This window comes from Shimia fortis (genome assembly GCF_040225985.1).
In the GTDB taxonomy this organism is placed as follows: Bacteria; Pseudomonadota; Alphaproteobacteria; order Rhodobacterales; family Rhodobacteraceae; genus Shimia.
In genome coordinates this window covers 1-19,370 of sequence record NZ_JBBPEU010000008.1, presented here as the reverse complement: position 1 = coordinate 19,370, position 19,370 = coordinate 1, and the positions used below count along the sequence as shown (strand labels likewise).

General features: G+C 60.0%; 20 protein-coding genes and 1 tRNA gene. 6 read left to right on the top strand and 15 right to left on the bottom strand.

Going from position 1 to position 19,370, the window contains the following annotated elements; all coding sequences use genetic code 11:
• Positions 1 to 19: 19 nt before the first annotated feature.
• The gene (locus WNE31_RS12695) at positions 20 to 928 is read right to left on the bottom strand and encodes a fatty acid desaturase (RefSeq protein ID WP_349980176.1); all 909 of its coding nucleotides are present in this window, start codon (positions 926 to 928) and stop codon (positions 20 to 22) included.
• A complete protein-coding gene (locus WNE31_RS12690; protein WP_349980175.1) occupies positions 921 to 1,124 on the bottom strand; it encodes a DUF2061 domain-containing protein in 204 nt (67 codons plus the stop codon). Before WNE31_RS12690 ends, WNE31_RS12695 begins: the two co-directional genes overlap by 8 nt.
• 107 nt (positions 1,125 to 1,231) lie before the next feature.
• Here WNE31_RS12690 and WNE31_RS12685 point away from each other — a divergent pair, with 107 nt between their 5' ends.
• Positions 1,232 to 2,089, top strand: coding sequence for a helix-turn-helix domain-containing protein (locus WNE31_RS12685; protein WP_349980174.1), 858 nt, complete (start codon positions 1,232 to 1,234; stop codon positions 2,087 to 2,089).
• Positions 2,090 to 2,186: 97 nt separating this feature from the next.
• Here the strand turns inward: WNE31_RS12685 and WNE31_RS12680 are convergent, their stop codons facing one another.
• The 4 genes from WNE31_RS12680 to bcoG all read right to left on the bottom strand — a co-directional run bounded on the left by WNE31_RS12680 (position 2,187) and on the right by bcoG (position 5,826).
• Entirely contained in the window at positions 2,187 to 2,960 is a 774-nt protein-coding gene (locus WNE31_RS12680) for an SDR family oxidoreductase (protein WP_463407434.1), read from the bottom strand.
• Positions 2,957 to 4,432 carry a carnitine 3-dehydrogenase gene (locus WNE31_RS12675; RefSeq protein WP_349980173.1) on the bottom strand — a complete coding sequence of 492 codons (1,476 nt, stop codon included), beginning with the start codon at positions 4,430 to 4,432 and terminating at the stop codon, positions 2,957 to 2,959. Before WNE31_RS12675 ends, WNE31_RS12680 begins: the two co-directional genes overlap by 4 nt.
• Positions 4,433 to 4,448: 16 nt before the next feature.
• Complete coding sequence (locus tag WNE31_RS12670) at positions 4,449 to 4,799, bottom strand: hypothetical protein (RefSeq protein WP_349980172.1); 351 nt, start codon at positions 4,797 to 4,799, stop codon at positions 4,449 to 4,451.
• A gap of 109 nt (positions 4,800 to 4,908) precedes the next feature.
• Positions 4,909 to 5,826, bottom strand: a complete 918-nt coding sequence (bcoG, locus tag WNE31_RS12665) for a 3-dehydrocarnitine:acetyl-CoA trimethylamine transferase BcoG (RefSeq protein ID WP_349980171.1) — start codon at positions 5,824 to 5,826, stop codon at positions 4,909 to 4,911.
• A 78-nt stretch (positions 5,827 to 5,904) separates the two neighbouring features.
• On the opposite strand from bcoG, the gene WNE31_RS12660 reads away from it, so the two are divergent.
• Positions 5,905 to 6,876: a GlxA family transcriptional regulator gene (locus tag WNE31_RS12660; protein ID WP_349980170.1), complete on the top strand. Its 972-nt coding sequence runs from the start codon at positions 5,905 to 5,907 to the stop codon at positions 6,874 to 6,876.
• 27 nt (positions 6,877 to 6,903) lie between these two features.
• Here the strand turns inward: WNE31_RS12660 and WNE31_RS12655 are convergent, their stop codons facing one another.
• The 4 genes from WNE31_RS12655 to WNE31_RS12640 form a co-directional block, all read right to left on the bottom strand.
• On the bottom strand, positions 6,904 to 8,352 hold the full coding sequence (locus WNE31_RS12655) for a cobyric acid synthase (RefSeq protein WP_349980169.1): 1,449 nt from the start codon (positions 8,350 to 8,352) through the stop codon (positions 6,904 to 6,906).
• A gap of 70 nt (positions 8,353 to 8,422) precedes the next feature.
• Positions 8,423 to 8,767 (bottom strand): Lin0512 family protein, encoded by a 345-nt coding sequence (locus WNE31_RS12650; protein ID WP_349980168.1) that lies wholly within the window; start codon positions 8,765 to 8,767, stop codon positions 8,423 to 8,425.
• The gene (locus WNE31_RS12645; RefSeq protein ID WP_349980167.1) at positions 8,764 to 9,114 is read right to left on the bottom strand and encodes a Lin0512 family protein; all 351 of its coding nucleotides are present in this window, start codon (positions 9,112 to 9,114) and stop codon (positions 8,764 to 8,766) included. The genes WNE31_RS12650 and WNE31_RS12645 overlap by 4 nt, the downstream gene beginning before the upstream one ends.
• 316 nt (positions 9,115 to 9,430) lie before the next feature.
• The gene (locus WNE31_RS12640; RefSeq protein ID WP_349980166.1) at positions 9,431 to 9,760 is read right to left on the bottom strand and encodes a DUF3604 domain-containing protein; all 330 of its coding nucleotides are present in this window, start codon (positions 9,758 to 9,760) and stop codon (positions 9,431 to 9,433) included.
• A 253-nt stretch (positions 9,761 to 10,013) separates the two neighbouring features.
• On the opposite strand from WNE31_RS12640, the gene WNE31_RS12635 reads away from it, so the two are divergent.
• Together WNE31_RS12635 and WNE31_RS12630 are read left to right on the top strand one after the other, a co-directional pair.
• A complete protein-coding gene (locus WNE31_RS12635) occupies positions 10,014 to 10,409 on the top strand; it encodes a DUF805 domain-containing protein (protein WP_349980165.1) in 396 nt (131 codons plus the stop codon).
• A 27-nt stretch (positions 10,410 to 10,436) separates the two neighbouring features.
• Positions 10,437 to 10,841 carry a hypothetical protein gene (locus tag WNE31_RS12630; RefSeq protein ID WP_349980164.1) on the top strand — a complete coding sequence of 135 codons (405 nt, stop codon included), beginning with the start codon at positions 10,437 to 10,439 and terminating at the stop codon, positions 10,839 to 10,841.
• A gap of 66 nt (positions 10,842 to 10,907) precedes the next feature.
• Here the strand turns inward: WNE31_RS12630 and WNE31_RS12625 are convergent, their stop codons facing one another.
• The 5 genes from WNE31_RS12625 to WNE31_RS12605 all read right to left on the bottom strand — a co-directional run bounded on the left by WNE31_RS12625 (position 10,908) and on the right by WNE31_RS12605 (position 18,075).
• Positions 10,908 to 11,765: a glycosyltransferase family 2 protein gene (locus WNE31_RS12625; protein ID WP_349980163.1), complete on the bottom strand. Its 858-nt coding sequence runs from the start codon at positions 11,763 to 11,765 to the stop codon at positions 10,908 to 10,910.
• 160 nt (positions 11,766 to 11,925) lie between these two features.
• Positions 11,926 to 12,492 (bottom strand): thermonuclease family protein, encoded by a 567-nt coding sequence (locus WNE31_RS12620; protein WP_349980161.1) that lies wholly within the window; start codon positions 12,490 to 12,492, stop codon positions 11,926 to 11,928.
• A gap of 332 nt (positions 12,493 to 12,824) precedes the next feature.
• Positions 12,825 to 15,614: a bifunctional aconitate hydratase 2/2-methylisocitrate dehydratase gene (locus WNE31_RS12615; RefSeq protein WP_349980159.1), complete on the bottom strand. Its 2,790-nt coding sequence runs from the start codon at positions 15,612 to 15,614 to the stop codon at positions 12,825 to 12,827.
• Positions 15,615 to 15,914: 300 nt separating this feature from the next.
• The gene (locus WNE31_RS12610; RefSeq protein ID WP_349980157.1) at positions 15,915 to 16,805 is read right to left on the bottom strand and encodes a glucokinase; all 891 of its coding nucleotides are present in this window, start codon (positions 16,803 to 16,805) and stop codon (positions 15,915 to 15,917) included.
• A gap of 10 nt (positions 16,806 to 16,815) precedes the next feature.
• On the bottom strand, positions 16,816 to 18,075 hold the full coding sequence (locus WNE31_RS12605) for an aminotransferase class V-fold PLP-dependent enzyme (protein ID WP_349980154.1): 1,260 nt from the start codon (positions 18,073 to 18,075) through the stop codon (positions 16,816 to 16,818).
• 295 nt (positions 18,076 to 18,370) lie between these two features.
• Here WNE31_RS12605 and WNE31_RS12600 point away from each other — a divergent pair.
• A tRNA-Ser gene (locus WNE31_RS12600) sits at positions 18,371 to 18,460 on the top strand.
• Between the two features lie 146 nt (positions 18,461 to 18,606).
• Positions 18,607 to 19,293, top strand: a complete 687-nt coding sequence (locus WNE31_RS12595) for a tyrosine-type recombinase/integrase (RefSeq protein WP_349980152.1) — start codon at positions 18,607 to 18,609, stop codon at positions 19,291 to 19,293.
• Positions 19,294 to 19,370 lie beyond the last annotated feature (77 nt).

The following is a 19,370-nucleotide window of genomic DNA, read 5'->3' as shown; positions in this document are numbered from 1 at the left end:
CCGCCCTTAGATCACGTGGCTACTTCCACGGCCAGAGTGGATGCGGCACGGGATCTTTTGCCGCCAAGAAATACTTGGCGAAAATCTCTCGGTAAGACCTGTAATAATAGGCGTCGTTCTGCTTCAGATACCGGTCTCGGTTCTGGCGGAACAGCTTTGGCATGTTGTACCAGGCCACCTTGGGGTGCATGTGGTGCACCACGTGCAGGCTGTTGAACAGGAAAATCCACGCCAGCGGCCCGTTATCCTCAATGATCACGGTGCGCCCACGGGCCCGCTCGTGCGCCTGATGTTCCAGAAATGTCCTGATCTTCAGAATCGACAGCGCGGCATAGGCGCTGACCAGGTAGCTCCAGACCGGCATCTGCATCACCGCAAACATCCACCACAGCACCACGGCGACCGCCGGCACATGCCACAGCCACCCGCGCAGGGCGGCGCGGTCACCGGACTGAATGGCCTGCCAGTCACAAGCAATAAAGGCCACCTGCCCCATCGCTGGTCCGATCAGCAACCGGCCAAGCAGGGTATTGTTGAAATTGTGCAACGCCTTGCGCCAGCCCGGCAGTGCCGCCCAAACCTCCGGATCCAGATAATTGGTCTCGGGGTCGTCATAAGGGTCGGTCAGGATCGAATCCTGATGATGCGCCAGATGGGTGTCGCGAAACCGGTAATAGGGGATGACCAGGCCAAGGGCCGGAAAAACCAGCGCATCATTGAGCCGCTGGTTCCGGAACGGATGCCCGTGCAGAACCTCGTGCGTCAACGAAGAATGCAGCGCGATTGCAAGCGTGGTCAGCACCATCCCGAGCGGCAGAAAAAACGCCGCCGCCCAGAGCGTACCAAGGACATAGGTGCCATAACACAAAACCAGCATAGCCAAGGTCGGCCACTCAATAGCTGGGCGGCTGCGGCGCGGATCAGACATGACGCCCCCAGCCAATAGCGGACCAGACCCGTTCGTAAATCACGTAAAGCGCAAACCCCAACGCGGTGTTCACAAGGGCCAGCTTGCCGCCAAGCGCCCCCGAGCCCGTGGCGACAAACCCCACAAGGCTCATCGTTATAAGACCCAACAGGTTCCAGATAACCGCCTTGGTCAGAGATCTCTTCCGACTGTCCATGCCATGTCCGTTTTTGTTAACTTCACAAAACCGTTACCTGACATGCGGTCCGCGCGGCAGTCGGAATGTAATTCACAAAATCCCCGTTTGGTGATAAAATTGAACATATGAGCAATAATATCGACAAGCGCCTGCGGGCAATGCGGTTCCGGCAACGGCTCGACAGCGCCATGCGCGATAAATCTGTCAGCCAGAGCGCCCTTGCCCGCCAGATCGGGGTCGACCGGTCGACCATCTCGCAACTTCTGAAAGACAAAGGCGCACGCCTGCCGAATGCACAGGTGGTCGGGGAGTGCGCCGCTGCGCTTGGCGTCTCTGCGGACTGGTTGCTGTCGCTCACTGACCGGCCGGAAAGCGCGGCCGACATCCTTGCCAATTCGCTGACCCTGACCGAAGCTCCCCGCGCCCTTGTCGATGAACAGATCTTTGAATGGCACCTCGAGGCCGCGGGTTACAAGATCCGCCACGTCCCTGCCGGTCTGCCCGACATGCTCAAAACCCGCGACGTGCTCGAATGGGAATACTCCCCCCATCTCGGGCGCACCACCCGACAGGCGATCGGCGCCTCCGAGGACCGGCTCAACTGGATGCGGGCAAGCCAGTCGGATTACGAGATCGCCGTTCCCCTGCACGAACTCTACTCTTTCGCAACAGGGAGCGGCTATTACACCGGCCTGCCCCTCCCTCTGCGGCAGGCCCAATTACGCCACATGTCGGACCTCTGCACCCAACTCTATCCGCGCCTGCGCCTCTACCTGTTCGATGCCCGCCAGCTGTTCTCGGCCCCGATCACCGTGTTCGGCCCGCTGCTTGCGGTGCTTTACATTGGTCGCAACTACCTGGCCTTCCGTGATGTCGAACGCATCCAGAGCTTCACCGCCCATTTCGACAACCTTGTCCGCAGCGCCACGATCACGGCCCGCAAACTGCCCGAACATATCGCGGATCTGCAAACCCGCATCTGAGACCCGACCAAGCGACTTTTTTCTTGGGAAAAAATACCTCGGGGTGAATTGGCCCCTTGCGGAGCCAAGAGGGGCAGCCCCCCCGCCCTTTCCGGTCTCAGACCTTCGGGTCGGGATTGACGGTATGCCCGTCCACAGCGATCACCTGCCCGGACACGGCGGCTGATGCGTCCGATCCTAGAAACACCGCCATATCCGCAATTTCGCGCGCCTGCACGAACCGACCCAGCGACGTCCCGCTGGCATAGCCCTGATAGACCGCATCGCGCGTCATGCCTTTGGCCGCGGCCTCGCGCTCCAGAACACCTTCCATACGCTCACCCTCTACCGACCCCGGGCAAATCACGTTGCACCGAATGTCAAAATTGCCCAGTTCCATCGCCAGCGTCTTGGCCAGCCCGATCACCGCCCATTTCGCCGCCGCATAAGGAGACCGGTACGGATACCCGTGCTGCCCCGCCGTGGAAGAGGTGACAATGATCGACCCGCACCGCGCCGCCTTCATCATCGGCACCGCGTGTTTCGTTGCCAGAAACGCGCCCTCCAGATTGACCGCCACGCAGGACCGCCAGTCCTCAAGGGTGATGTCCTCGACCGCCGCCGTCGGTCCGGCCACGCCCGCATTGGCACAAAGCACATCCAACCCGCCCCAGACGCGCCCCACCTCGGCAAACATCGCCGCCATCTGCGCCTCATCGGCCACGTCCACATGACTGCGCCGCCAATGAACCGGCACAGAGGAGAGAGCCGCCGGGTTCAGATCACTGACCCAGACGTCATAGCCCGCCATATCAAAGGCGTCGCCCATCGCGCGCCCGATCCCCGACGCCCCTGCCGTGATCAGGACGCGTCGCCTGTCCGCCAACGTCACCGGGGCTGCCCCACATAGCGCCCGACTCCTTCAGGGGCCGGCAGACTGGCTTGCGCGGTCGAAATCATCGCTAGGTTGGCGGCAATCTCGGGGCTGAACGGTGCGGGCCGCCGCGTTTCAAGGCTGACATGGATCAGGATATGCTCGCCCGTCGCCAACAGTTTGTCGCCCGCGTACATCTCGTGCCAAAGGTGCATCTTCTTGCCTTCCGCCATCAAGACGCGGGTGCGCACCTCGATCCGCGCGCCCAGATGGGTCTCGTCGATATGGCGGATATGCGTCTCGGCGGTAAAGAAACTACCGCCGGTCGCGATATAGTCCTGATCACAGCCGATGATTTCCATCAACCGGTCCGAGGCATCGGCGAAGGCATGCAGATAGCGGCTCTCGGTCATATGGCCATTATAGTCCAGCCAGTCGATCGGCACCGCGCGCGACACTGTTACGAGGGGTTGCGAGGGGTCGGCAATATCCGCCGCCTTGCGCACCATCCCGGCCTCTGCGGCCAGTTTGACGTCATGCTGGTTCAGAATAGCCCCAGAGGCCCAGTTTTGCGCCTTAAGCGCGCGCATCATCGCCACAAGGTTATTGTCGCGGATGCGTTCCATCTCGCGGATATCCAGGTGGCCCGACTGCGCGTCCGATTGCCCTGCGATCAAATCGACCAACTCGTCATTGAATTCGGGCACGTCCATCAGCTTGGTCCAGGGCCATTTCAGCGCCGGACCAAACTGCGCCATGAAATGCTTCATGCCTGCCTCGCCACCGGCCACGCGATAGGTGTCAAACAGCCCCATTTGCGCCCAGCGAATGCCAAACCCCATGCGGATCGACTCGTCGATCTCTTCCGTGGTGGCCACTCCGTCCTTGACCAGCCACAGCGCCTCGCGCCAGACCGCCTCAAGGAACCGGTCCGCAATATGTGCGTCGATTTCCTTGCGCACATGCAGCGGATACATACCCACACCCGACAGTACTTCTTTTGCGCGCGCCACAAGGGCCGGGTCGGTTTGCGCGCTGGGGACGACTTCGACCAGCGGCATCAGGTACACGGGGTTGAATGGATGGGTCACCATGATCTGCGCAGGGCGCGGGGCGACCTCTTGCAACTCACTGGGTTTGAACCCGCTGGTGGAGGACCCGATCACGGCATCTTCGGAACAGGCTGCTTGCAACTCCGCATAGATCTTCTGTTTCAGGTCCAGCCGTTCCGGCACGCTTTCCTGTATCCACGCGGCACCTTCCACTGCCTCGGCAATGGTCTCATGAAAGCTCAACGCCCCCTCTGCGGGCATCGCCGCATCACTCAGGCCCGGCATCGAGCGGCGCGCATTGTCCAGCACCTCTCCGATCTTGCGCCCGGCTTCGGGGTCGGGGTCAAACACCCTTACATTCCAGCCGTTCAACAGGAACCGCGCGGCCCATCCGCCACCGATCACACCACCACCGATAATTGCCGCTACGCGTAGCATCGCACACCTCTCTCGTTCATGAAAAGGCGAGCGTCATCATCCCCATGAAGCTGTGCATCCACCCGCCTAGAAACACCACCTTGGCAATTTTGCCAGGGCTCCACATTTTCCGTAGCATCAGGGCCAAGCCAGACCCGGCCCCGATCAGAACATTTCCCAAAAACGCCGCGACGACCATCCCGGACGAAGGCGGAAGGTTGCCGCCTTGCGGCACTTCGACGGCAACGAAGAGAAAAAGCAGCGTCGTCACAACGCCCAAGGCAATCGCGGCCAGCGACCCTTTCCACCACGCTGCGTCGGACTGAAGACAGGCCGCCATCGACAAAACGAAAGCGAATAGCAGGGATAGGAAGAATACGAATGTCATGAAACACGTCTATAGCCCCCCTATTTTCTTCAACCCACGTACTGGTTTCATCTTGCCAAAAATACTCCGGGGGTGTGGGGGCTGGCCCCCACTCCGCCCCGTGACACTCTCACTTTGCCACCGGCGCGCGTTTCACCAACCCCAGTCTCTCGCGCACGGCTTCGGGGCCGATCACCTTGGCCCCCATGCCTTCGATGATGCCCACGGCGCGTTCAACCAGTTGATAGTTCTCGGCCAGCACGCCCTTGTCGAGCCACAGGTTGTCCTCAAGCCCAACCCGCACATTGCCCCCCGCCAAGATAGCGGCGGCCACATAGGCCATCTGGTCCCGTCCTAGCGAAAACGCCGACCAGTCCCAATCCGACGGCACGTTGTTGACCATCGCCATAAAGGTATTGAGATCATTCGGCGCGCCCCAGGGTACGCCCATGCAGAGCTGCACCAAAGCGGGCGAGGTCAGGATGCCTTCCCTGACCAGTTGCGTCGCGAACCACAGGTGGCCTGTATCAAACGCCTCGATCTCGGGTTTGACGCCCAGATCGGTCATCATCTGTCCCATGGCACGCAACATGCCGGGGGTGTTGGTCATCACGTAGTCAGCCTCGGCAAAGTTCATCGTGCCGCAATCCAGCGTGCAGATCTCGGGCAGGCATTCCGCGATATGGGCCATGCGCGCGGTCGCGCCGATCATATCGGTGCCCGTCTCGTTCACTGGCAGCGGGTTTTCGACATCGCCAAACACGATGTCGCCGCCCATCCCCGCGGTCAGGTTCAGCACCACATCCGTGTCGCTGTCGCGAATCCTGTCCGTGACCTCGCGATAGAGGCCCAAATCGCGGCTCGGCGCGCCTGTTTCAGGATCACGCACGTGGCAATGCACCACCGCAGCCCCCGCTTTGGCGGCGGCAATCGCGCTTTCTGCGATCTGCGCGGGCGAGCGTGGCACATGCGGGCTGCGATCCTGCGTGCCGCCCGATCCGGTCACGGCGCAGGTGATAAAGACCTCTCGGTTCATGTGAAGGGGCATGGCAATTCCTTTCTGTCGTTGCCCGCAAGCATGATCAGGATTGCGCCGCATCACTTTCCATTTTACGAAGTAAATTTGATGGTAAGCGCAACAAACATCTTCCAGCACAGCGATAGGGCCCTGAACACGGCAGTTCTGGTGCTGGATGACTGCAACACGTTGAGCTTTGCCGCGGCTGTCGATCCGATGCGCGCCACCAATCGCAGGGCCGGAAAAACGCTGTTCCGATGGCAGTTCTTCACTGCAAACGGATCCCCAGCCAAACTGACCAGCGGCCTTTCCATCACCGCCCCACCCTTGTCCGAGGCACATGGCGTGGATTTCTTGATCGTGGTGGCCGGCTTCAACCTAGAACGGCATTCCACCCCCGCCCTGCTGTCAAGCTTGCGCCGTCTGCACCGCACCGGCGCAAGTATCGCGGCGATTGATGGCGGGCCGTGGATATTGGCGCGGGCGGGGCTGCTGGACAACCAGACGGCCACCACCCACTGGGAAGACCTCGAAGAATTCGCGACCCGTTTTCCGCAGGTCACCACGCTGCGCGACCGCTTCGTCATCAGCCCGCCCTTTGCCACCTCGGGCGGCGCGGCGCCGGGGATCGACATGATGTTGCACCTCATCGCGATCCGCTTTGGCGACAACCTGGCGCGCAGGGTGGCCTCTGCCTTTCTCTATGATCCTGTGCCGCTTGGCACTCAGGGCCAGAGCATCAGCGCCACCTCACGCAAAATCCGCCGCAATCCGCGAATCGCGCCCGCGCTTGAACTCATGGAGGCCCATCTGGAAGATACGCTTTCCATTCAAGAGGTTGCAGCCCGCATGGGACTGTCCCAGCGCAGTCTGGAGCAGAGATTCCGCACCCATTTGAACCAATCCCCCCATGCGTGGTACCTGCAATTGCGGCTGGACGAAGCTTATCGTCTGGCCACCGACACCAGCCAACCGGTGCAGACCATCGCCATGGCGACGGGGTTTTCCTCGCAAGCCAGTTTCGCACGCGCCTTTCGCAAGGCGTTCGGGCATTCGGTGCGGGAAATCCGGGCAGGGTAACGCCCCAACCATCCGGCCGACACGACCCTAACGCGCAATGGCAAAGATGCCGTCAAGGTCAAGATGGTGTTCCATGTGGTCGGCCAGTGCGTCGAGCGTGGCCTCGACCGTCGCATCATAACCCGTTGCCGACACCTCTGCCCCCAGACCGCCAAGCCATGCAGCGCGGAACCCGTCATCGCGGAACATACCGTGCAGGTAGCTGCCGCAGATGCGGCCGTCGGCGCTAACCGCACCTTCGGGGCGTCCGTCGACATGGGCAAACGGGCGGTCGCGGTCGGGGCCTGTCGTCCGGCCAATATGGATTTCATAGCCGTGACACCCCCGCCCCGTTGCCGCGTGCGTCGCGCGTGTTTCGGTCAGGCGTTTGTCCGGGGTCATCTCGGTTTCGACATTCAAAAGGCCCAGCCCTTCGGTCTCTCCTGCCGGCCCTTCGATGCCTTGAGGATCGCGTACGATAGCACCAAGCATCTGATATCCCCCGCAAATCCCGAGCACCCGCCCGCCGCGCCGCGCATGCGCCCAGAGGTCAATATCCCACCCCTGTGCCCGCAAGAAGGCAAGGTCGCCACGGGTGGATTTGCTGCCCGGCAGGATCACAAGGTCCGCATCCCCAGGAATGGATTGTCCGGCCTGCACCATGGTCAGGCTGAGGCCCGGTTCCTGTGCCAGCGGATCGAGATCATCAAAGTTGGCGATCCGGGACAAGGCAAGACATGCGACCTTGAAATCCCCTGTGCCGCGCCCGTCCGCGATGTCGAGCCCGTCTTCGGCAGGCAGCTTCCAAGCCTCTGAAAAATATGGCAATACGCCAAAGCCCCGCCACTCAGTTTTCTGGGAAATATAGTCATAGCCCTCGTCGAACAGCCTAGGGTCGCCGCGAAATTTGTTGACGAGAAACCCCGCGATCATGGCCGCATCACCCGTATCCAGCACCGCCTGTGTGCCGACAATCTGGGCGATCACGCCGCCGCGGTCGATGTCACCGGCCAGAATGACCGGAACATCCGCTGCGCAAGCAAAGCCCATATTGGCAATGTCGCGCGCCCGCAGATTGACCTCGGCCGGGCTGCCGGCGCCCTCGACGATCACCAGATCATTGTTTGATTTCAGACGATTGAAGCTTTCCAGTACAGGCGCCATCAATTGAGGTTTCAGCCCGGCATAGGCATCGGCCCGCGTCGAGGTAAGGCGCTTTCCCTGCACGATGACCTGTGCGCCCGTCTCGGTTTCGGGTTTGAGCAACACCGGATTCATGTCTGTTGTCAAAGGCTTGCCACAGGCCAGCGCTTGCAACGCCTGGGCACGTCCGATCTCACCGCCATCGCGGGTCACTGCCGCGTTGTTGGACATATTCTGGGGCTTGAACGGGGCCACAGATTGACCGCGTCGGACGGCGGCACGGCAGAGGCCCGCCACCAGCAGCGACTTGCCGACGTTGGAGCCTGTGCCCTGGATCATAAGCGCGCGTGACATGGCAGTGACCTCAGATTTGTGGGGTTTGTACGTGTGCAGGACGGCGAATGTCCGTTTTGTACAAATAATTTCAGGCTTGTTTCGGCAGAAATGCCTCGACTGCGGCGGATGCGATGACCAGCACATTCCCCGTATCGGGGTTGGTCACATTCAGGCCGCCGAATACGGCGCGCACACTGGCCTGCCCCCGTGGCAGGGTTTGGGCAAGCGCGGCACAATCGACCTTGTCCGGTTCCTGAACGCCCACGGTCACAGAGACCCGCATCTGTGCGGCGTCCAAACCCAGCGCGTCGAACATCGGGATCGAGGAGTGGCGAATGGCGTCTTCGATCGCGCGGGCGGCAGCCTTGGTATAGTCCTGCCCGTACTGGTCATTGCCCATGCCCATTGCGATGATGAACCGTTGATCGCTCATGCCGCCCCCCCGAGATCCAGCGCCACCGAGATCGCGACATTGGCGATCACGATCGGGTTGCCGCCATCGCTGCGGGGCACGTCCAGCCCGCCCCTGACCGGCAGTACCGTGACCTGCCCATAAGGAAAAATCGCGGCAATCGTATCTGTGTCGATCCGTTCGGGCTGCTGCACGGCGACCTCGACCGTGATCTGCATCTCGGATTTGTCCTTGCCGAACAGCTCGGCGAGGTTGATTGAGTTGTGCCAGAGCGCGTCTTTCACGGCGCGGCGGGCAGCCTCGGTATAATCCTGACGGCGCAGGGACGACCCCATGCCGAATTCGGTGAGCAAACGTTTTTGAGCCATCAGAATCCCCCTTGCCTGTGCCATGGTCCCGTCGCGGACCGGATGTCTGGCCTGTATCTTATGGGTGAGCAGAGTGACGGGATTAACCCGTCGTGACCCGGCATCGCGCCCGCTTCGCAAGACATGCGCCATCGGGACCGTTTCCGCCAGAAGAAAATCTGATGAATGTGACAACCGGCAACGTTTCAGGAAAGACAGGAAGGCAAAGCACCGGTGATGACGGTTCAAACCCCCTTGCGCAGACTGGCCCAAAGCCTCAACCGACACGAAAAAGGGCGACCCGACAGGCCGTCCCTTTCAAGCCTTGGTATCGCGATCAGCCCGGCGTGTCCCAGATGGGCGACGTATAGGCGCGTTCTGTCCTGGTCCTCGGCACGTCCGGATTCATCACGATGTTGAAACGCTTGGCCTTGTAAGCGGTCCAGCGTGGCGTGGGAATTTCACTCACACGGGCGTCGTAGAAGGCGCTGAGAGCGGGGGCGGATTCAGGATCCTGCAACGCGCCCGTGCCGTCCAGCCAACCTTTGACGATCTGGATCCGATCAAGATTGCCCGACAGCAGATCCTTGAGGGCCGCAACAAGGAACGAGGAAGGTTGACCTTCGGAGGCCGGTTTCAGCTTCCCCCCAATCGCCCCCCTTGGCATAGCCTGTGTCGGCTGGAAGGCGGCTGAGTGTTTGTCAAAAAGTTTTCTTCTTGCGCCGTGGCCATGCCGCTATGCGTGTTCCTGCGTCAGGTGGGTCATCATACCGGCATCAGCAGACACCGCCGTATGAAGATGCAAGTCCCCCCTTCGCTCACCGATGTTTAGCTGGCCTTTTTTAGCGAAACGCCTACCGTAAAGTGTCACGCAGCGGATAAATGCCTAGCACATCAGGTGCAGGCAGAAAGGAAACGACATGATGATCACGACTGCAGTGAAATCAGTTCTATCCAAATATGCCACGTTTGGCGGGCGGGCATCCCGATCCGAGTTCTGGTGGTGGGTGCTGGCGACCTTTTTGTTTTTCGCGGTCGTACAGATCATTGATGGCGCAGTTATCCTGCCGATACTTGGATTCGAGGCGTTTCAAGAAGATGGTGGCCAGCCTCTGTCGATGATCTTTGCGCTACTGCTGATTATCCCCAATATCGCGGTTGCGGTGCGCCGCTTGCACGATACGGGGCGTAGCGGATGGTGGCTGTTGCTGGCGCTGATCCCGATCCTTGGAACCCTGATCATCCTGTATTTCTACATCCAGCCCAGCGAAGACGGCAGCAACGACTATGGCGCCCCGCACCCCCTGACCGCGTGACCGCGTGACCGTAGAAAGGCACCACACATGTTGAAACCATTTGTTTTTCTTGCGCCTTGTCTGGCGCTTCTGGCGGCCTGTTCGGACGCCCCGAGTTCCGAAACCGTATTGCGCGACCATGGCTATTCGGATCCCTATGTGCGCGGCTATCACGATGGGTGCGAAAGCGGCAAACATGACGGCGGTGACAGCTTTGCCCAGCGCAACCGGGATGGCGCGGCCTATGGATCGGATCAAGACTACAAGCACGGGTGGGATTATGCTTTTGTGACCTGCCGCGAACAGGAAATCCGTGATTTGCAGGTCGCCACGGCCGTGGGCATCGTAGCAGCGGCGGCGATGTCATCCTCCTCGCATGGGGCGGACGGGATCGATGCCCGGCAGGCCCTCAGGGGCATTGACACCAGCGCCATTCAGGCCGCGGGCTGGTAGGGTTTCGCCTTTGCAGCGCGGAATATGGTTTTGCCCTTGTGACGCTGCTGCTGCCGCCGATACAGGCTAGAGATCGGCGAACCAGTCGGGCAACACCGTGCGAATGGGCCAGCGCCGCAAACGTGTTTTCACCAGGCTATAGCGTTCGACGCGGCTGGGCCGTTTCGAGAAGAAATCAAAGGCCACACGCTCGGCGTATTTCCACGGCACCAACTCCTTGTCTTGGAACGCAAGAAAGAAATCCTCGGTCGCCTTGTCGGGGTTGCGCCATGCCTTGCCCGGCAGCCCCTTGCCCTCACCTGTGGCGACGGCGCGGCGGGCGGCGTTGGTGTCGCTCAGCACCGCGCGATTGGCATATTTGAGGTGCATCAGGTACACCCCGCGCGGCATGAGAAACGGAAAGCTCTGCAATTCTGAAGGCGGCACCCGGACTCCGTGCAGATGAAGGTCGGCAGGGATGCGGGCGGCAAAGGCCTTGCTGTAGTGGCCCGAAAAGGCCGCATCGCGCACATCGCGGAACGGCACGCCCCCGCCTGTCTCGGACAGGTCCGCAATGTCCATGCCCAGCGCGGTCAGAACCGGGGCATCGGCGTTCTGGACAAAGACATCTTCGAGGCTGTTGTAACGTCGCGGGTGCCAGCAGATCAGCTCGTCCGCGTCAGTGCGGATCACCCAGTCATGGGTTTTGAGCAAGGCCGCCTGAAACAGGTTCAGCATGTCGCCGCGTTTGCGGTCGAACCCTTCAAGATCATCGCGGGGAATGGTGATCACGCTGCTGCCGGGGCAGATTTGGGCAATGTTCGGATCCGGCCCGTGCGCCACAACATAAAGACGTTCGGGGCCAAGGTGTTTTGCGTAGTGCCGATACCATTGCCCAAGCGCCCAGTAGTCGCGGTAAACCATTGTGAGAGCGGCAATCTTCATGCCCTCAACCTGCTGTAACGGGCGGCAGATTGCAAATCTATGTATCCTGCTAACTTAACGAAAAGGCGGGCATTTCGTCGGTGGTCTTGCGCGATCCCATATCCTAACGCGATCCTATGTCCGACTCAGAATACGCTTTGGAGCGCGGGGCATCACCAGCTCATTTATTGAAAACATGCATATGACCACGCTGTCTGGCGGCTGCTTTCCAGTGTTTCTTGCGCATGCCATCCGGTTCTAGGTTGGCATATTTTCCGCCCGAGAATTTTGGCCAGTCAAGCGCCATCCCCCGCCGCACCATTTCTGCGCTAAGATCCGTACCATCGGGCAAGTAGCAAGTTGCGACAACCCTGTCGTAGGAAAGTTCCGGCTCGATTTCAGCCGTGATGGTTTTCCCCTTGCAGAGATGAACCAATTCCCATTTGGCTTTTTTACCCCAAGGGTGTTCAAGTTCTGGCGCATCAATACCGGCCAGTCTCAGACTTACCTTACCTATCCGAATCGTATCTCCATCGACGACATAACACTTGCCAGTCAGTGTGGTTTCGAGCGCAGGCTCCGACTTTGCTGACGTATGAGACGCCGTTTTTTGAGGCGGGACGGCTTTTGTCGAGCTATCTTTCCGAGGGGCACGTCGTACGTATGGCGTTGGGCTATATACAGACTTCGCTTTTTTTTGCTTCGGCGCATTAACGCCGAACAACGCTCTGATTATGATTTTCAGCAATTCACGCGCCTCGTACCTCGCTTCGCCACACACAACTTAGGAATGCCCCCCGAGCAACACCTACATCCGTGTTTTCTTGCGGCGCATTCGCTGCGCAGCCAAAGTTTGCGACGAAATTCTGTTTCCACAAAATGTTAGCAATGAAGAAACTGGAAAAATTGAGAATGGTCGCCAAAAATTTGTGATCTGCGGTCAAGCAATAGCTTTTTGTCTACGCGAACTCGACAAACGGATCTTTTTGGGGACCACAAAATAAAACCGGAGGCAACTGCGTGCCTCCGGCCTTGGATTTTCTGTTGTCCCGCGCAGGTGATGCGCGGGACAAAAGGGGCTTAGAAGTGGGCCGAGCGGGCACCGGCGGGTTTTTCAAGCGGCGGCGCGAACTTGGTCAGGTCGATACCTTCCACGGCAGACTTGTATTCTTCCATGGTCGGGGTCCGACCGAGGATCGCGGCCAATACCACGACCGGAGTCGAGGCCAACAGAGATTCACCTTTCTTCTCGGGTGTATCGCCCACGACACGGCCCTGGAACAGGCGGGTCGAGGTGGCCAGAACGGTGTCGCCCTTGGCGGCCTTTTCCTGGTTGCCCATGCAGAGGTTACAGCCGGGGCGTTCGAGATACATGATGTTCTCGTACTCGGTCCGTGCCTTGGTTTTCGGGAACATGTCGTCGAACTCGAAGCCCGAGTATTTCTCGAGGATGTCCCAGTCGCCTTCTTCTTTCAGCTCGTCGATGATGTTGTAGGTCGGGGCCGCAACGACCAGCGGCGCGTTGAATTCGACCTTGCCATTGAGCTTTTCGAGGTTCTTGAGCATCTGGGCCACGATCTTCATGTCGCCCTTGTGCACCATGCACGACCCGACAAAGCCCAGGTCCACCTTCTTGTCGCCACCATAGTAGGAGACGGGGCGAATGGTGTCGTGGGTGTAACGCTTGGACACGTCTTCGTTGTTGACGTCGGGGTCGGCAATCATCGGTTCGTTGATGGCGTCGAGATCAACCACAACTTCGGCGAAGTACTTGGCGTTGTCGTCCGGGGTCAGGGCGGGATTTTCGCCCGACTTGATCTCGGCAATGCGCTTGTCTGCCTTGTCGATCAGGCCCTGCAAGAGCTGGGCTTTGTTGTCCATGCCCTTGTCGATCATGATCTGGATGCGCGACTTGGCCAGTTCCAGCGAGCCGATCAGGGTCTCGTCATTCGAGATACAGACCGACGCCTTGGCTTTCATCTCGGCGGTCCAGTCGGTGAAGGTGAAGGCCTGGTCCGCCAGCAGCGTACCAATATGCACTTCGATCACCCGGCCCTGGAACACGTTGTCGCCATGCTGCTTGAGCATCTGCGCCTGGGTGGCGTGCACGACGTCACGGAAATCGAGGTGGTCGGCCATTTTACCTTTGAAGGTGACCTTGACCGATTCCGGGATCGGCATCGAGGCTTCGCCGGTCGCCAGCGCCAGCGCCACGGTGCCCGAGTCCGCACCAAAGGCCACGCCTTTGGACATACGGGTGTGGCTGTCGCCGCCGATGATGATGTCCCAGTCATCCACGGTGATATCGTTAAGCACCTTGTGGATCACGTCGGTCATCGCGTGGTATTCGCCCTTGGGGTCACGCGCGGTGATCAGGCCGAAGTCGTTCATGAACTTCATCAGCTTGGGGATGTTGGCCTGTGCCTTGGCATCCCAGACCGACGCGGTGTGACAGCCCGACTGATAGCCCACGTCAACCGACGGCGAGATCACGGTGGCGGCCATCGCTTCGAGTTCTTGCGCGGTCATCGGGCCGGTGGTGTCTTGCGAGCCCACGACGTTGACCTTCACGCGCACGTCCGAACCGGCGTGCAGCGTGACACCCGGCGTGGTGCCGCGTGCGTTGCGGTTGAAGATCTTTTCAACGGCGGTCAGACCCTGACCTTCGACCGAGACCTCTTTCGAGGGAGCATAGGCCGACTTGAGTTCCTGACCGAGGGTCTCGGCGGCAAATGTCTGCAGCTTCTTGCCGAAGACCACGGCGTAAGAGCCGCCTGCCTTCATGAATTCGACTTTTTGCGGAGTAAAGGCGGCCGATACGTCTTTCAGAACATTGCCGTCCGCATCCCGCAGGGTTTTGTCTTTGGTGTTGATGGTCAGCACGGTGCCGGTTGCGACCGAGTAGGCCTCTTCCAGAACAGGTTCGCCATCTTCGTCCAGCACGACATTGCCGTCGGCGTCGGTCTTCTTGACCCAGTTGTCCAGATCAATGCCGATACCGCCGGTCACGCCCACGGTGGTCAGGAAGATCGGCGAAATGCCGTTGGTGCCCGCCACGACCGGTGCGATGTTAACGAAAGGCACATAGGGGCTGGCTTTCTTGCCGGTCCAGAGCGCCACGTTGTTCACGCCAGACATACGCGACGACCCCACGCCCATGGTGCCTTTTTCGGCGATCAGCATAACGCGTGCATCGGGGTGCTGCTTCTGCAGCTCCTGAATGGCAACCTGATCCTCGGGGGTACACATGCATTTGCCGTGCAGTTCGCGGTCCGCGCGGCTGTGTGCCTCGGCGCCGGGCGACAGAAGGTCGGTCGAAATGTCGCCGACGCCGGCGATATAGGTGACAACCTTGATTTCTTCTTCAACCTCGGGAAGCTTGGTGAAGAACTCGGCCTTGGCATAGCTTTCCAGCAGGTCTTTGGCGACAGCGTTGCCGGCCTTGTAGGCCTCTTCCAGACGCTCGGTGTCGGCTTCATACAGGAACACCTGGGTCTTCAGAACTTCGGCGGCCTGCGCAGCAATCGCAGCATCCTCGCCCAGAGCCAGATCCAGCAGCACGCGAACCGACGGTCCGCCTTTCATGTGCGACAGCAGTTCAAAGGCAAAGTCCGGCGAGATTTCTTCAACACTGGCCTGGCCAAGGATGATGTCCTTGAGGAAGGCCGCTTTCACGCCTGCGGCGCTCGTGGTGCCGGGCAGCGTGTTGTAGATGAAGAAATTCAGCGAGGCTTCGCGGTGTTCGTTGCCGGTGTCCTTGATCTGGTCGATCAGTTCCGCAACCAGAGCCCCGTCGTCGATGGGCTTGGCGTGCAGGCCTTGCTCTTTGCGGGTCTCGATCTCGGTTAGGTAGTCTGTGTACAAGCTCATGACGATCCCTACGATTTGATGTTAGAAAATGCCTGGATACCGGCGCGCAAAAATCACTTTCCGAGTCGGGTCAAGCTCACTTGTATGCCGCTGTATACCAAAGCGTATGGCGTTGCAAGAATTTCGGCAAACGCCCCATCGTGGCATGATGCCCCAGTCTGTATTTCGCAGCGCGCGGTCAAGCGGCGTCGGACGGGGTCTTTGCAGGCAAACAGGCGAAAGAACGAGTCTTGTGGCGGGGGGTACCTCTGTTTTCCAAGGCTGGGAAGACGGCGGAATGGCGCAGGCTTTGTGGGGGTATCAGGCCCCGGCAACCTTAAGATGCGCATAACACCCCCACAAGGCGGCCGCGTCGTCAGTCACGAGATAGGCGTCACATGCCACTGCGGGCGCATCCGGCGCAACAGGGGCATTGAACCCGTCAAGAAACGCGCCGCGTTCGGTTTCCAAAGCAATACGCGCCACGGCCCCGCAAAAGACCAGACCCGCGCGCGGCAGGTAAAGGTATCGCAGATCCCGCGCCCATGCGCCCAGCGCCCGCGCGAAAACGCATCTGGCCTTTGGTGCCTTCGCAGCATCCGCAGGTGGGGCGTGTAATAACGTTTCAAGCCGGGCCAGCCCTCTGCCGCTGAACAGGGACTCGATTGTGGGGAACATCCGCTCCGCGTCGGCCATGACCGGGGTCAGAACCCGGAGAACCGAGGCCGGCAGGCTGGCGTGGCCCGCCTCACACGCCATGACATGCGTAACGCCCTGTGCTCCAATCGCTGCCGCGCAGATATTGGCCCCTGTCCCGATGCCGACGACAAGCCCCCACCCCATGCCCAAGCCCGCAGCGCCGTCGGTGACGGGAGCCGGAGTCACGAAGGGCAAGGCCAGCGCCATCGCCTCGAGATCATTGAGCAAGGCAACCCGTTTCACGGCCAACATTTCGGACAACGCGGCGCGATCAACTGTCCAGTTCCGGTTGGTCAACTGGGCGCCACTGCTCTCGACCGGCCCGGCCACGGCCAAACACGCGCCGGTCAGTGCCGCTGGATTGGTGCCCTCGATGTAATGGGCAAGCGCCGCGCGGAAATCGGGGAAGGCGGCGTTCTCAAGCCGCATGAGCGTGTCGGCCCGCACCCCCTGCCCGTCCGCAAGGGCAAAGCGGCTGTGCGTACCGCCGATATCCGCCAGAAGCGCCCGCATCACACCGCCGCTACACGGCGGTTTCCAGTGTCTTGAGCACCCCGAGCAACTGGGCAATCTCGGCCTCGGTATTGTAATGGCACAGCGAGATACGGATACAATCCTCAAGCCCCAGCGGCCCAAGGACATTGCCGCTGTAATGATCGGCCTTGCGGGTATGGGTGCGGATGCCCTGCTCGTTCAAAAGGTTGACCACATCGGGCGAGGCCAGTCCGTTCACCACGATCGACACCAGCCCCTCTCGGGCCGGGTTGTCAACCCCGCCAAGGATCGTGACATGTTCCATATCGCGCAGACCCGGAAGATTGCCCGTGCCGTTGATCATGGCATTGGTCAGATGGGTTTCATAGGCATGGATCGCCCGGCCCGCGGCCTCGATCCGCTGGCGGGGATCCGTTTCTTGCGAGACCTCGCCACCCAACCAGTCGAAATAGGCCACCACATCCGACATCGTGGCATAGGCACCGGTATCGCGCGTGCCGAATTCCCAGCCCGTTGCGGGGGCGTCGATCAGCTGATCATGGGGCAGCGCGCTCAGACGCTCCGAAATCCACGCCATGCCGTACCCATGGCGGGCAAACACCTTGTAAAGCGAAATCACATAGCCATCGATATCATAGGCGTCGATGTCGAGCTGCCCGTGCGCGGCGTGCTGGATTCCGTCCACAAGGATCATGCAATCGGGCGCCACCGCGCGGATGGCCGCCGCAATGGCCGCCACATCCATGCCCATGCCGGTCACGGGCGAAGCATGCAGGATCGTGGCCACCGCCACATCCGGTGTGACCAAGGCCGCGTAATCTGCCGCGGTCACGGTGCCGGTCGCGTCATCGTGGGGCACGCTGACATAGTCGAGCCCTGCAATCCCGGCCCAGCGCCGCGCGGCAGACCGGCTGGCGGGATGTTCCAGCGTGGACCCGATCACCTTGTTGCCTTTCGGCGCGTTGACACAGGCCGTGCGGATCAGGCGGAACAACAATTCGGTACCGCTCTCACCTGCAAAAAACTGGCCTGTCGAGGCGTTCATCAAGACCCCCATATCGGCCTTGGCCTTTTGGATGATGTCCACCAGCGCATGGGACGCCGGGTTATCCCGCCCCTGGTTGTCAGGGATGGCGGCAAACCGCGCCGAGGTCTCGACCACGGATTTCAAGGTTAGCGCCCCACCCGCATTCTCGAAAAAGACACGCGGCCCCTGGAATGGACAGGCGTCCACATGGGCAAAGCGGTCGCGAATGGCGGAAATAAGGTTTGGGGTGTCTTGAATCATGGTCAGGTGTCCGCGGTGCTGGTGTGTCGTTCTTGACGTGTCACGAGAGAGTTTCTTCCCCAAGGACGCCTCTCGACGTACCCCTGTCAAGTCAAAGCCTACTTCCACAAAGCTGCAGGCTTCCAGCACCCGCGATCCGGTTGGTGTGACTGAGAAATACGCAGGTTAATCGCAAGCCATCTGACGCCGCCCGTCATGACCTTCGGGAAAAAACCAAAACACCTCTCAAGATTTTGCCTCTATTCCCGATTTTTGCCCTTGTTCTCCGCACGGCAGGGCCTGTATAGCGGTCAGCGGAGACGTGGCCGAGTGGTCGAAGGCGCTCCCCTGCTAAGGGAGTATACCGGAAACGGTATCGAGGGTTCGAATCCCTTCGTCTCCGCCACCCACCATTTTCATTCAATTCTGTTGATGCTCATTCAGCCCCTTACGGGGCTGTTCTTGTTGGTTTATCTGCATTCGCTGTTGCTATTGAACTTTCTTCGATTAGACTCATTTCTGTTCATTGCGTGGTAGGAATTGTGGTATTTTATGGCTGCTCTGAGCGGAAAGTTGACGAAGAATCTGGTGCGAACACTCGGCCCTGGTCGCCATGGCGACGGGAGCGGGTTGTACCTTGTTGTTGATCCATCCGGCGCTCGGCGCTGGATTGTTCGCGTCACAGTGAAGGGTCAGCGCAATCGTGAAGGCAAGCCGTTGCGAACTGATTTTGGCCTTGGTGGCGCGGATGTTGTGACACTGAATGAAGCGCGTGACCGAGCTCTAGAATATCGCCGCCTCGCAAAGCAGGGCATCAATCCGCGCTACAACGGGCGACAGGAGATACCTTGCTTTGAAGAGATTGCGCGGCAAGTTCATATTGAACGCTTGCCGACGTGGAAGAATCCTAAACACGGCCAGCAGTGGATCAATACTCTAGCCGACTATGCATTCCCCAAAATAGGCCGTCTGCCTGTTTCTGAGATCGGTCAACCCGAAGTCCTGCAGGTGCTATTGCCAATCTGGACTGAGAAACATGAAACTGCAAAGCGGCTTGCACAGCGGATAAAGGCCGTTCTCGACGTGGCGAAGTCAAAGGGATTTCGTGACGGAGAAAATCCTGTGACCACGATCCGCGATGCTCGTGTTCTGCCGCAAGTTAAGCAGAAGGTGCAGCACCACAAGGCCATGCACTGGAAAGATGTTCCCTCTTTCTATGCGGTGATCCTCCCCCACTGAAGTGGTCCGCCCCTATAGTTGGGAAACGGAGGATCAAACATGGGAATCAAACGACACAAGCCGGAAGAGATTGTCAC